The sequence below is a fragment of the Paraburkholderia dipogonis genome, from assembly GCF_046027395.1.
Taxonomy (GTDB): Bacteria; Pseudomonadota; Gammaproteobacteria; order Burkholderiales; family Burkholderiaceae; genus Paraburkholderia; species Paraburkholderia dipogonis_A.
The window spans coordinates 182002-195824 of sequence record NZ_JAQQEG010000012.1; the positions used below are offsets into that span (position 1 = coordinate 182002).

A 13823-nucleotide genomic window follows, 5' to 3' on the forward strand; every position below is an offset into this window, starting at 1 on the left:
CAGAACCAGTTGGCACTACGGATCGGGTTGCAAAAAAGTTTTGAGGATGCATCGGCTTCCCGGAGGCTGACCCGAGCCGTTGGTCTTGGTCAACACCTTGATCCGCAGGCGGCCGTTCTTGGGTACAAAGCTCATAACCGTGGCACGACGATTTTTTTAGGAGTGACTTTGCAAAATAAATCGACGAACGACGGTCTTAGTTCGGCCCAACTCGGACGACCGGTGCCCCTGTTGGTCGATGTCCCTTCTTTGAGTGCAAGGGTCATTGAAGACTCTAGTGAGCCTCCGTTACGCCGCCATTTTCTTCGCTCCAAGAAACGGAGCCTGGAGCCGAGAGTAAACCGGACGGTATACGTAACGATCACGCGAGATCAACGGCACGCACGAACTTCAGCAGTTGGTCGCTGACCTCGGCGGCGGCCTCATGTTGTACCCAATGCCCCACGTTATCGAGTTCGAGTCCTCCTGCAAGGCCGGGTAAGCCGGCGCGAAGGTCGTCCAGGCTAAGCGGATATAGCTCTTTCAGACCGTCCGCCTTGCCCCAGATAAAAAACGACGGCTGAACGATCTTCGCGCCCTTCCACGGAGCGGACAAGACGAAATACGGCTCCGCCGCGCGATAGTAATTCAACCCTCCGTGGAAACCGGTACGCTGAAATTCCGCGATGTTATGTGCGACGTAGTCCGGTGGCGCCCACGAAGGCAACCGTCCAGGGGCGGCACGATAAAGGCTTCGAGCCGGATCCATCGGACTCCACTGCTCCCCGGTTGGCGCAGTACCCGATGCCCAATACAGAATGCCGGGAATGGTCACCGCGGCGTTGGCCCAGATTTCGTCGGCGTCGGCCCGAATTTGCTCGAACATATAGAACTTGTCCTGATGCCCCGCCTTTCGCATCCTGTCGAAAACACTGACGTCTCCGCGCGGCACGAAAGGGACGCTCAGGCAGAATACCGCCGCGAATCTGTCCGGCCGCATCAGCGCCGCGTTCCACGCATGCGTCGCCCCCCAGTCATGACCGACGAGGACGGCGCGGGGAATCTCCAGCGCATCGAGCAGACCAATCAGGTCGCCTGTCGTGTGCAACGGTGTGTACAGGCTTGCGTCGGCCGGAGCCGAGCTTCGTCCATAACCACGCATATCCGGAGCAATGGCTCGATATCCCGCCGAGGCAATGGCCTTCATCTGCCGGCGCCAGGTATAGGAGGTGTCCGGAAAACCGTGGCAGAACAGCACTGCTGGCCCCTCCCCTTGCTCCGTCACGTGCAAGATAATGCCGTTGGTCGCAATGTCGTATTGTTTGATGCCATCGCTGAAATCTGAAGTCACTTCATCGCCGTTCGATGCGCTCATTTCATTCAACTCCTTTAGTCGACGTGCAGAACCCTATGCGGATCAAGATGCGTCCATGATGGCTACGAAAGCCCCTTCGCCTCGAGCCAGGAGCGGATTACCTGGACGAGTTCAGCCTTGCGTTCGAGCGGAAGCCAGTGGCCAGCGCCCAGCGTCGCTGCAGACAGATCCGTGCAGGCGTTTCGCATGGGCTCGCCGAGAGCGCTGCGGGTGATGTCGCAGATGCCATCGAACTGGCCGTTCACGAACAGCACGGGCTGGCTCAGGCGGCCGCTGTCGGGCGCAGTTCGAGCGTAGGCGACGTTGGCGTCATCGTTCAGATACCAGGCGTTACCCGAACGAAAACCGGTCACACAAAACGCTTCAACCAGCGCGTCGAAGTCAGCAGACGGCCAGAGCGCCGCGTCCGGAGCCACCGTCGGCGCGCGACGTGCCGAACCGAACCAGCCTCCATTGCGCGAGACCAGCGCAGAGCGATAAATGTGGTTCACGGACTTCGGGTCTCCAGACCGATAGATCGCCGCCAGTGTCGCCGCTATGTCGGCATTGAAGTCGGTAACGGTCTGATCGAAATGCGTCCGATAGAAACGGTAGTAGTCCCATTGCCCGTCCGGATACTGGTCGGCAGGATAGAGCGTGCGATCGACCAGGGGCAACAGACTGCGCAAGCCGAAGCTCTCGGGCATATACGGAACGGAGACGAACACAACCGCGCGGCTGCGCTTCGCGTGGTGCGCAGCGAGCGCCCCGGCCACCGGGCTTCCCAGGTCGTGGCCGACCCATATTGCCGGACTCGCGCCCAGATGGTCATGAAGCTCGACCAGGTCGTCAACCACCTCTTTGAGCGCATAGGCATCGGGCGCGCCTGGTGTCGACGAGCCGCCGTATCCGCGCATGTCCGGCGCAATGCAGCGCCAGCCCTCCGACGCGAAAGCCTCGATCTGCGCGCGCCACATCAGACCGACGCCGGGCCAGCCGTGAAGGAAGATCATCAATGGCCCCTCGGCGGGTCCGGCCTCCCAATAGCGCGTGGAATGACGGGGTGAGCTGAAGGTATGAGCGATCATGGCAGGAGCATCCTCCGATGTACGGTCGTCCGGGAAGGACGCGGTCTTCGAATTCCATTTGCAGCGTGCGTTCGCGAACGCAGCCAACGCGCCTGCCGCCCGCGTCGAGAGCGGCATTTTGCAAAAGACTAGTACGAGATTATCATCAACTGTCGATCAGGATTATGAATATACTCCAGTTCAGATTCGGTGACGAAGCGTTCGTCACCTTCCCAATTAATGAATCGAGCGGAGCTTTCAAATGGCTTTTCGTAAATTTTTTGTCGCAGGCGCGACGGGCGACACGGGCGGAGCAGCGACAGTTGCCCTTCTGGCTGCAGGCGAACAGGTACGAACCCTGGTGCGACGCGAGGACGCCCGCTCAGAGCGGCTGCGCGCGCAGGGCGTCGAGGTGCTGGTTGGCGACCTCTCGGATATCGACGACGTCGCACGCGCTCTTCAAGGCATCTCATCGGCCTATTTCGTCTATCCGATCGAGGCTGGAGGGATAGCGGCCAGCGCTTCTTTCGCACAGGCTGCCCGTGAGACCGGAGTCGAATCCATTGTGAACATGTCGCAGATTTCGGCACGCCGTGAGGCGAAAAGCCGTGCCGCGCGAGACCATTGGATCTCGGAGCAGGTGTTCGACTGGGCGGGCACGCCGGTCACGCATCTCCGCCCTACGTTTTTCGCTCAATGGCTCACTTACCCGGGTCAAGTCGCGAGCATCAAAAAGGAAGACGTATTGCGCCTGCCCTTTGGCGAAGGGCGCCATGCACCCATCGCAGCGGAGGACCAGGGTCGCGTGATTGCCGCCATCCTTCGCGATCCGGCACCGCACGCGGGCAAGGTATATCCGCTGCACGGGCCGGTCGAGATGAATCACCATGAGATTGCGGCAGAGATGAGCAAGGCGCTGGGTAGGACGGTGACTTATCAACCTGTCGATCTCGACCTGTTCAAAAAACGCCTGGACACCGACCCAAAATTTAGCGACACCTTCACGCAGCATCTGCTGTCGGTTGCCGTCGATTACCAGGAGGGCATTTTCGCCGGCACCAATTCCTTCATCGAGGAATTGACCGGCACTCCGCCAATGACGGTTCAGGCATTTATCAGGAAGCACGCGGCGCTGTTCGCCTGACCGCGGCCTCGCAGCGGAGAAGCCGAACAAAACAGAGCGTGTCATGCAGTCCTCCAACATTGATGCAGCCAGTAAAATCGCAACTGAGGGAATACCTGGCAATCCGGTCTGGATCGCTCTGGCCGAGGCGCCCCCGGGCTTCGTCGAACGCAGTGAAGGCGGGGCGCGGTATCGACCGGAATTTGCATCGTTAGGGGACGCGAAAAATTTCGTCGCGGAAAGCGTCTCTCAAGTTGCAGCAATGCTCCAGCCAGGACAGCGCCTTTCATTCTTCGCGGCGGGCAAACCGGACTTGCCGCCCGGCTTCGGCATTGCCGATGGACTCGCAGGACAATCATCTTTGAGACTGAAAAAAATGGGGCACTCACAAGCTGAGAAACTGGCCACGCATCAGCGGATTGTGCAAGTCGCCGCACGTCGTTTGCGCGAGCGCGGCATTGACGGGATTAGTGTCGGCGACATCATGAAAGAAGCTGGCTTAACCGTCGGCGGCTTCTACAAACATTTCGAGTCACGCGATGCGCTTGTGACCGAGGCTTTCATCATGGCGTTGCAGGACATCGAGCATATTCAGGACGCGCTCAAGACTGCGCCTCAGCAGGCGATAAGCACATATGTGTCAGGAAGTCATCGGAACAACGTCGGAAGAGGTTGCCCAATTTCGGCGTTGGTCAACGATGTGGCGCGCGCTCCTGATGCAACCCGCGAGGTATTCACCGAACGTGTCAGTGAAATCATCAATTTGCTCGCGCAGTCGTTTTCGGAAACGGAAGACGCCCAGGATAAGGCGGTGACGATCTTCAGCACCTGCGTGGGTTCAATAGCACTCGCTCGCGCAGTGAAGGACCCGAGTCTGTCGAACAAGATAATCGAAGGAGCGCTGGAGCAGGTGCTCAAAATGTACGAATGATGCAGTGCGTAAATCTTAGGCCTCACCCCGCGTTTCCCTCATCCCAACCTGGTCGTTGGAAAACTCGAGCACACGGTGGCTCGGCTCGCAATAGTCGCTCGCGCTACAGGCGTCATCACCGACTTGGGCGATCGCACCGATGATGGCGTCGCTCCCCACTCGCTACAGTTCCAGGTCCCGCCCTGAAGAGCGGGAGCTCGCGGAGTCTGGTTTAAACCGCCGGGACCGGGAGACCATAGCAAATTTGCCTATACGGTCTCTCTCGTCGAGCGGCTACTGCCAACGCCTTTGAGTTTCGACGACGAAGCTCGTGGCGAACTGCACTGATACCTGGTGGTCGGCGAGCTTTTCTCGATGGCGCGAACGGGTGACTGGCTCAACGCGGCTCACCTTGTCGAACTCAGACGCATCTGGATGAAAGCCAATGGCGTGCGTAGATGCTGCTGTCAGCGCTGCTTCATTAGAGGATCTCTCCGGGCTTGCCATCCGCGCAACGCAAAAAGCCCTAGCCGTCCCCGTAACTTCAGTTCGCACGGACACGACCGGCATCTCATGGAGTGGAATATGTGAACGCCCCCCCCTTTCCTGCCGACGGATTTATGGCGAAGCCAAGGACGAATTGGTTTGAGGCTGACGGTTAGTTGCGCACGGTAACGACGAGGCGCATTGAATACATGTGATCTCAGCGAAATGCTTTGCGCCTGTATGAAGATCGCGCCCACAGATTCAGAAAGGAAACAACACAATGCGCTTGCGACGCATCAGTGCTCGACGCTCATCGGTACATGGCAAGGGACTTTTCGCGCTGCAGCCGATGGCCGCGGGCGAACGGCTCATCGAATACAAGGGTGAAGTAACCACCTCGCGGCGTGCCGCCGCCCGCAGCGATCCGAAGCCGGTCACACCTTCGTGTTCGGGCTGTCTGACGGGCGTGTGATCGATGGCAGTCGCAGCGGCAACAGCGCCCGCGTTCTCAACCATGCGTGCGCGCCCCACTGCGAGGCGATTGAGACGGGCGATCGTGTGTTTATTCACGCACTCGCCGCTATCCAGCCCGGCGACGAGCTTTTCATCGATTACGGTCTCACAGTCGATGGAATTTCAAACTCAAACGGATTTGAGTATTAAGTGAAACTATGCGACTGTACTGTTTCGGCGACCCCGGTTGTCCCTTCATGTAAATTTACGCAGCCCGATCTGCCAGTTATGGTGATAGGGAAGTTTGACAGCGTCCTATGCGATCCTTCAGCTAGATGTCTGCGTTGCGGCAACTACCAATTGCTGGCAGAGTCCAAGACATGAAGCAATTGATCTGTCCCAGAGTTAATAGTTAGGCGTCCAAGCGGAGACATAAGATGACACGAGTTCGCGTTGAGAGCTTCACTATCTCGCTCGACGGATACGGAGCAGGCCCAAATCAAGACATCAACAATCCGCTCGGCATTGGCGGGACGGATCTGCACCAGTGGTTATTTCCAACACGCACGTTTCAGCGGGCCTTGTTCGGGAAGGACGGCGGCACGACCGGGGTTGACGATGACTTCGCCGCTCGTGGCTTTGAGAATGTTGGGGCTTGGATTCTCGGGAGAAACATGTTCAGCCCCCTTCGTGGGCCGTGGCCGGACATGAACTGGAAAGGCTGGTGGGGAGACAATCCACCGTATCACGTTCCGGTCTTCATCATGACGCATCATGCACGTCCACCCATCGAGATGGAAGGCGACACGACGTTCCATTTCGTCACGGGCGGCATTCGCGAAGCGCTTGAAAGGGCACGCGAGGCGGCCGGCGGAATGGACGTGCGCATCGGCGGTGGATCGAAAACCATCCAGCAGTATCTTCGCGAGAGCCTCATTGATGAACTGCACATTGCTATCGCACCCGTCCTGCTCGGCGCAGGAGAACGGCTGTTCGAAGGGGTTGACTTGCGGGCTCTGGGATACGAATGCGTCGAATTCGTAGCATCGGAGAAAGCCACGCACGTCGTCCTACGGCACCAAGGGCGCGCGGACGCCTAACAACCGGTTGCGGCCGGCCGGTCATGGGTTGGTTCTCGCACACGCCCAAGCCTGAACGGCCGCTATTGCGATTTCCAGGCCACTGCGTCGTGCGGCTGCTGCTGGCCGAAGATGGCCGACCGCTGCGCTTCACGATTGGCGCGCCATCCTAGCCCCCTACACGTTCAAGCGCCGACCAATTGGCATTATTCAAACTTGAAGGACTGCTTCTACGACGCTGCCCTCAGATGAGACGCCGCCTGCCGAAGCTCTGGCAGGTAGTGCTGTATCGCATCCCCTTCAAACCTTGCGTGCGGGCCTGAAGAATGCGCTCGCGCAAAATCGCCTTGTCGGTCAGCGTAGCGCCGCGCACTGTTGCCGCCGCGACTGCCGTCGATCACGGACACATCCGACAGTCCGAACAGAAAAACCCATTGAGACACGCAGCGTTGGAACAGGTGTCGGATTACTGCTGCAATTTGCTTGGTTATGTCCGTTAAACGTCGATACAACATCCTGCTCCTACTTATTTCGCGGACTATGATGGCAAGGGGGTGGCCGGTTTGCCGCAACGCCTGGCAGCCTTGATTTCTTCCTGGATCGTCGCCTTGGGTCGCTCCGTGGTTCGAAGGTCCACCCTTGCCATTGCGAGCGATTTTTCTGATCGGCCTTGGAGCGCTCGCATCGTCAGTTGGCACGATAACGGGTCACGCACGCCACACCGATTTGATTGTTGTTCAAGCTGCCTGCAGGAGCCTGCAATTCAGTTTGCCGGAAGGTCTTTTCGCGCGCTAAAGGAGAGCTTAGATGGCGATACAGACTTTGACTTTCGAATATCGCCCGGAACTTGCCGATATCAAGTTTGATGCCGTCCGCTTATGGGGGAGCTGGGACCAGCGCGGCACACCTTCGGATAACTGGACACCTACCATCATGGTCGAGGTACAGGAATCCGCAGGCCCGAAATACTGGAAAGCTGAGGTCTCTTTCGCACCTGAGTCTTTGGGGTCAACTTTCTGCTGGGGCGTCAAAGCGGACGGCCCGGCCGGCCAGGATGTGTGGGCTATCGCCGCCGAGGTCGACGACGAGAACAGGACAGACCGGGTACTTTCTTTCACGTTGCGCGACGCACCGTCGACCCAAACCTACCGCCTTACCTGGTGCGGACTGCTTGGGGTTCATAGGCAACCTCGACCGGGTGGCTCTGACGGTATCACTTTTTCAGCGTGGGCACCAAACGCCCGTAACGTGTCGCTGGTGATTGCGGACCCCAAAACCGGGTATGTTTCCGACGACGGCACTGGCGGTGTCCGGAACATTGCGATGGCGAAAGAAGATGGTGGAATCTGGCGCGTCGCGTCAGGCAGCGCACCAATGCTCGAGTCTTTCGAAGCAATGGTCGGCCGACCCTATATGTTTGAAATCGTGAAGGACGACGCATCCACCGCGTTTCGCACCGACATCTGGTCGCTGATGCAGATAGGCTCGGGCGACGTCGACCCGCAAGGCGCGCACTATGCGGGACCTCCAGAAGCTCTCGACGGCCCCAAAAGCTGTTCCGTGGTATGTGATCCGTCAAAGGTAACGCTAGGTCCTGCCCGTGAACTGAAGGCTGATCAGTTTTGGGCCGATGAGTTCGATGCAAGGCGGCCATTGCCCAATCGTATCGAAGACCTGGTCATCTATGAGTTGCACGTGGGCGCCCTGGGTTTCGGCCGTACAGGCCCGGGGACGCTAGATGACGCCATCATGTTTGTGGACCATCTTGTGCGGGTGGGCGTCAATGCGGTTGAACTGCTGCCCATCGCCGAGTTCGACAAGGAAGCGAACTGGGGCTACGGGACCTCCCACTTCTTCGCAATGGACCAGGCTGCCGGTGGCACGGACCGGCTCAAGAACTTTGTGAAGGCGTGCCATCGTCGGGGCATCGTGGTCATTCTTGACGTCTGCTACAACCATTTCGATGCGGACGCCGACCGGGCTGAGTGGGCCTACGATTCGAATGATCCAACACGAAACATTTACTACTGGTACGAAGGCAATCCAGGCGACTACGCCGATCCAACTGGCGGATATATAGACAACCTCTCGTCGGGCTGGGCCCCGCGCTTCGATGTGGAAGCGGTAAGGCAGATCTTCATTTCCAGCGCCGCCTTTCTGGTTTCAGTGTGCCACGTCGACGGATTCCGGCTCGATCAGACGAGTTCGATCCATCAGTATCCCGTGCTGCACGCAACCCAACGACCGGCCGCGCGCGCGGCTGCTTTTGGAGTCAAGTTTCTGAAACAGTGGACGCGAACGATGCGTCTCATCAAGCCGAACCTGTTTCTTTTCGCTGAGGATTACTCCGGCTGGTCGGCATTGACCGATCCTAGCCTCGCAGGTAATGGACTCGGGTTCAACGCGACGTGGTTCGCCGACTTTCACCACAACTTGGTGGAATTCGAGAGCGGTCCGCAGGCGCAGCTGCTCAAATTGGCAGGTTATGGAGACGATCGCCCTCTCTCGATGACATCATTCGCCGGCGCTCTCGAGACGAGTGGGACCGCCAGAGTCGTGTACAACGAATCTCATGACGACGTCGGCAATCGAGGGGGCTCGGCCCGGACAATTGTAACCGCGGTCAATGATGCACCTCTGGTTGGCGCTACACGGGTGTGGGCCGAGGCGCGAGTCCGATTCGCTGCGGCAATGACGCTGCTCTCCGCCGGGACGCCGATGTTCTTCATGGGAGAGGAAGTAGGCGCAGCGAACCCCTATCGTTATAACGACTTCCTCGATAACCGGGAAGACATTATCGGCCTGGCGACAGGCTCGGGAGCAAGACTGTTTGCCTTCTACAGCGCGCTTGTCGCGCTCAGCGTCAAGCATGGCGCATTCCGCTCGAGGAGCATTGAGATCTCGGTCATCCATGACGTCAACCGCGTCATCGCGTTTCATCGTTGGGGCGAAGTGGACGAATTCCTGGTCGTCGGTTCCCTTGGCAATATGCCGTTCGGGTCTGGCTATTGGCTGACGGGGGATCGGCTGCGCAGGGGCTCGTGGCGGGAGGTATTCAACAGTGACTATGCTGAGTACGGCGGCCAGAATATCAGCAACGGCGCACTCCCATTGCATCCGACGGGCGACGCGTTAAACGTAGTCCTACCAGCATGTGCAGTCGTCGTGCTGCAACGAACCTGATCCGGATTGACCGGAAGCCAGGCAAAGGCGCTGGCCTGCAGCCTCCGCAGAGGGGTATCCACCTGGAGGTGCCCCAAAGGCCCTCGTTTGCATATCCCGGTAGCCAGTGGGTGTCGCCGAAAGATACTTTCGGAACAGCTTCGCTAACTGGCCGCAGCTGCCGATACCGCAGCGCCGCAACAAGCGAGTTAGCCTTCTGGAAGATCTCGATGATTGCTGCGACCGTGGGCAGTGCGAATCCATTGAATAGCGCGATGTCGACGCGGGTCATCGCGATCGCTTGCGTCGGCGCGGTAGTTTGCCGCAAGCAGCGCGGCAGTGTACGTACCAGTTCCATTTATTTTTACCCGGAATGTTTTGGTCTGCAAAGACTGTTTCGAGACTCTGTCGTTTTCTTATGGACGTGTGTTATACAAATGACCTTGGCGTCACTATCACGTGGTCGAATTAGCCAACCCATTGGAGGGCAATTTCGCGCGCGACAGACGTTGCTAACGGTTTATAAGTAGTCGTTTGGCGGCACGCGTGGTCGGCCGGACTGATAGCTGAGCGTCGACGTCCAGATTTTCGCCTGCGCAGTCGTTGGAAACGGCGTTTGATTTTATGCAACTACACTTCATGAACGAATGGAACAGAGACGTTCATGGAAACTTGTCCAGTCGATTGCAAGCAGCGGAATTGTTTTGTCGCCTCGCGCGCGATATGAAAAAAATCGCATCCAGCCATCAAGGAAAATACCCTGCCCCGGTCGAAGTACGCATGGCGGCCTCGCAACATGAGGCTGGCTTGTGCCTACAATCTGTTTGGCGAGGCCATCAAGTAATTTGTTATTGCGGCCGGTATGCGAATTTGCGCTGTCTGTCTGCGTCGCGCGGTCAGGAAATCTTCACGCACGCTGAATTCGTGCGCGGTGTGAACTGGATTTACTTGCCATCCGGCGTCCGGCTTTTGAGCACACTGCTGTTAGGCGGCGACGGCGCAATCGGCCTGCTCATCGCGAGCTGGCTGGTTGACTTCTTTTACTTCTTTCCGCACGACCCGGTTCGCTCATTTGCGGGCGGGATCATTGCGACCGTGGCACCGTATGCGGTCTACCGGCTGGCGCTGGAGCGCTACAGACTACGTGCGTCTCTGACGAATCTCACGCCCAAGCGGCTTCTTGTCCTTGCCTTGGCATATTCAGCAGCGAATCCGCTTCTCCATCACATCTGGTTCGCCCTGCAAGGCGACACGGAGAACATTGCAGAGCGTCTTTTTGCCATGTTCGTAGGCGACCTCGCAGGCGCGCTGATCATGCTCTATACGATGAAAGACATCCTGGCGCTATTGCCGATGACACGACGCGCCGGCGCGCGAGTCGACCACGGTGACGACGAGGAGCCGCCGGGCAAACGCCTCAGCGGGCCTGATCTTGAGAGATCGGCTAGCCGGCCTACCATAGACCGTCGGCCCGATCGACCGACTGGCGCGCGATAGCCAACCGCCGGATTGGATGCCGCTTCCCGCTTCAACTAGTTCTCCCAGGTTAATTGTTATAAAAATAAGAACATAACGAACACAAGTTCGCCAAACCTGACCGCATCGCCGTGAGAACCGCGCCATCAAGGCTGCGTGATTGTTCTTCCCTTACCGGCGTTGCTGCTCTTTGCGTCGGGTACGGCTGCGGTGAGCTTTCAAATGTTATGGGCGAGCAAAGCCGAGCGAGGTCGACCAATCCCATTGCGATTTCAACCAGGCGGCAGGGCAGCCGATCGGACTTGTGACGCTCGCCTGCTACGCGGCCTACTGTGCGGTCTGCTGACGTTGATACTCGTTGTGCTTCATTTGCATGTAGTCGGCGCGGCTGACCTCATGCAATTGCCGCGGATACTGCTCGGTCGCATCGAACCAGCCAGTGAGGCGTTTGTCGAGGCGGGCGTTGGGCGGGCCGGAAAGCGCACTCAGGTATGCATCGATAGCGAGGTAATAGCGCATGGTATTGCGTTCCACCAGACCGCGCACGCCGCCGATGTATTGCGTCTCACCCGTCGACGGATCAGGTATGGAGGAAAAGCCAACCTTGTCGCTGCCGATCGTCGCCAGATAGGTTTTCATCGCAAGCCGTCCCGCCGTGCCGTAACCGTAGGCGTAGGTCAGATGGATAAAGGTGCGGCTATCGCCCAAGGGTATCGCCTCCAGCACAATACGGTAGTCTTTCGTGCTCAGCGGACCCGTGGCGGCGGAGAGCTCCACGCGAAGATAATCCGGGCTGCTCGCTGCCGGGCGATAGTTGAATTGCACGCGGTAAGACGAGGAAAGCGACTCGTCCGTTTTCTTGCCGATGTTCACGGCGAGGACCGTACCATTGGCGCTCGTCGATGCATGGCAGTACTTGGTGTTCAGATGCAGGATCAGCACGTCGCACCAGTTGGCCGGGCCCTGAGCCGGGTCATTGAGCGCGCCGTTGAGCGTCGCGAACGGATAGTTGACCACACCGTAAATATCGCCCTTGAGTGCCGAGGGCAACTCCTGCGATTCGAGGTACAGGGGTCGCTGGAACTGGTTGTGCGCGAGCTGCTGCGTCAGACTCTGGTATTTGTCGCGCAGGCTCGCCGCGTTGTCGGCCGCTTGCGCGAAGGCGCTCTGGCACAGGCAGCAGAACACCGCCAATATCGCGGCCATCAACCACTTCCGCGCTCTCCGGTTACCTGCCGGGGATCTGACAAGCCTGCTCATGGACGTCCTCCTACTTTTGACTCGGGTTGCGGGGCCCCAGGCGTGGATCAGACCTGGCGCGCCGGTTGCCCTCGCATTCTTGCAGAAGATGGCGTGGACCGGCGGCATTCGCACAAGAGTCGATAGTGACCCTCGTTCGATGCCGCTTTGTCGGTACGACCCGCTCCTAGCCGCCCACTTTTGTTACACGCCACACTGTATTGCCGACATCGTCAGCGATGACGAGTGCGCCGTCCGTGTCCTGGACCAGCCCGACCGGCGCGCCATACGACTCCTTTTCGTCGTTGGAAACGAAGCCGCTGACGGCAGCCTTCGGTGTGCCAACAGGCTTGCCATTCTCGAACGCGACATACACGACCGCATAACCGCTCAGCGGTGAACGATTCCAACTGCCATGCTCGCTAATGAAAGCACCGCCTCGATACTGCGCTGGCAGATTGCTGCCGCTATAGAAAAGCAGTCCCAGCGGGGCAACGTGAGAGCCAATCGAATAATCCGGCCTGACCGCCTTTGCGACCATGTCGGGCCGCTGCGGTTGCGCGCGCCGGTCGACATGTTGACCCCAATAGCTGTACGGCCAACCATAGAAGCCACCTTCCCGCACCGAAGTCAGGTAATCGGGCACGAGATCCGCGCCAATCTCGTCGCGTTCATTGGCGACCGCCCAGAGCTGTCCCGTTTTCGGTTCCCATTGCAGCCCTGTCGGGTTGCGGATCCCGGCCGCGAAGATACGGCTGCCGCCCGTGGCGATATCGACTTCCAGTACATTCGCGCGCCGATACTCGACGTCCAGACCGTTTTCGCCAGCATTGCTGTTCGAGCCCACACCGACATACAGCTTCTTGCCGTCGGGACTTGCGAGCAGCGCTTTGGTCCAATGATGGTTGATCTTGTCCGGAAGGTCGGTGAGTTCCGCTCCTGGAGCCGAAATACGGGTCTCACCCGACTGGTACGGATACGTCAGGATGGCATCCGTGTCGGCGACATAGAGCGTGTGGCCGACCAGCTGCATGCCGAACGGCGAATGCAGATGATCGATGAATACATGTTTGTCCCATTGCCCGCTGCCGTCGGTCCGCTTTCGCAGCAACGTAATGCGATTGGCGCCTTGTTCTTTTTTTCCCGACCGGGCCGTGATCATGCCGGCAATCAACTGCTTCGGCGTGGTCACAGGCTCCGCATCAGGACTATTCGCTTCCGCCACCAGGATGTCGCCATTCGGGAGGACATAGACCTGGCGTGGATGTTGGAGCCCGGACGCGATCGCCTCGATCTGCAGGCCATCCGCGACCTTCGGCTTGTTGCCGTTCTGCCATCCGACATATTTTGGTACCTGTATCGGAGGCGCCAGAAAATTGTGCACGCCAGGCAATGGTGGATTGGCTCCCACCTGATTCGATGGATCATACTCGGCGTGTTCGCTGCATCCGCCGGTCAGGGCCGCGAGCATGATCACAAGGGCACCGCTCAAGAC

At 58.7% G+C, this 13823-nt stretch carries 9 protein-coding genes and 1 pseudogene; 6 read left to right on the forward strand and 4 right to left on the reverse strand.

The features are described 5' to 3' along the window. Positions 1 to 361: 361 nt before the first annotated feature. Both PQR32_RS14590 and PQR32_RS14595 read right to left on the reverse strand, forming a co-directional pair. Positions 362 to 1354, reverse strand: a complete 993-nt coding sequence (locus PQR32_RS14590; RefSeq protein WP_408227678.1) for an epoxide hydrolase — start codon at positions 1352 to 1354, stop codon at positions 362 to 364. Positions 1355 to 1416: 62 nt separating this feature from the next. After that, positions 1417 to 2421: an alpha/beta fold hydrolase gene (locus tag PQR32_RS14595; protein ID WP_408227681.1), complete on the reverse strand. Its 1005-nt coding sequence runs from the start codon at positions 2419 to 2421 to the stop codon at positions 1417 to 1419. A 241-nt stretch (positions 2422 to 2662) separates the two neighbouring features. Between PQR32_RS14595 and PQR32_RS14600 the strand changes: the two genes are divergently transcribed. From PQR32_RS14600 to PQR32_RS14625, 6 genes and pseudogenes are all read left to right on the forward strand, one after another. Next, on the forward strand, positions 2663 to 3544 hold the full coding sequence (locus PQR32_RS14600; RefSeq protein ID WP_408227684.1) for an NmrA family NAD(P)-binding protein: 882 nt from the start codon (positions 2663 to 2665) through the stop codon (positions 3542 to 3544). A 43-nt stretch (positions 3545 to 3587) separates the two neighbouring features. Continuing rightward, positions 3588 to 4454 (forward strand): TetR/AcrR family transcriptional regulator, encoded by an 867-nt coding sequence (locus PQR32_RS14605; protein WP_408227687.1) that lies wholly within the window; start codon positions 3588 to 3590, stop codon positions 4452 to 4454. Between the two features lie 745 nt (positions 4455 to 5199). Further along, positions 5200 to 5552: pseudogene (locus tag PQR32_RS14610) on the forward strand (SET domain-containing protein); the annotation flags it as partial. A gap of 257 nt (positions 5553 to 5809) precedes the next feature. Beyond that, positions 5810 to 6472, forward strand: coding sequence for a dihydrofolate reductase family protein (locus PQR32_RS14615; RefSeq protein ID WP_408227690.1), 663 nt, complete (start codon positions 5810 to 5812; stop codon positions 6470 to 6472). 786 nt (positions 6473 to 7258) lie between these two features. Then, positions 7259 to 9634 (forward strand): alpha-amylase family glycosyl hydrolase, encoded by a 2376-nt coding sequence (locus PQR32_RS14620; protein ID WP_408227693.1) that lies wholly within the window; start codon positions 7259 to 7261, stop codon positions 9632 to 9634. An 822-nt stretch (positions 9635 to 10456) separates the two neighbouring features. Further along, positions 10457 to 11110: a hypothetical protein gene (locus PQR32_RS14625; RefSeq protein ID WP_408227770.1), complete on the forward strand. Its 654-nt coding sequence runs from the start codon at positions 10457 to 10459 to the stop codon at positions 11108 to 11110. Positions 11111 to 11416: 306 nt separating this feature from the next. Here PQR32_RS14625 and PQR32_RS14630 read toward each other — a convergent pair whose 3' ends face one another. Further along, positions 11417 to 12349: a hypothetical protein gene (locus PQR32_RS14630; RefSeq protein ID WP_408227695.1), complete on the reverse strand. Its 933-nt coding sequence runs from the start codon at positions 12347 to 12349 to the stop codon at positions 11417 to 11419. 166 nt (positions 12350 to 12515) lie between these two features. After that, on the reverse strand, positions 12516 to 13799 hold the full coding sequence (locus tag PQR32_RS14635) for a PQQ-dependent sugar dehydrogenase (RefSeq protein WP_408227773.1): 1284 nt from the start codon (positions 13797 to 13799) through the stop codon (positions 12516 to 12518). Between the last annotated feature and the right edge of the window lie 24 nt (positions 13800 to 13823).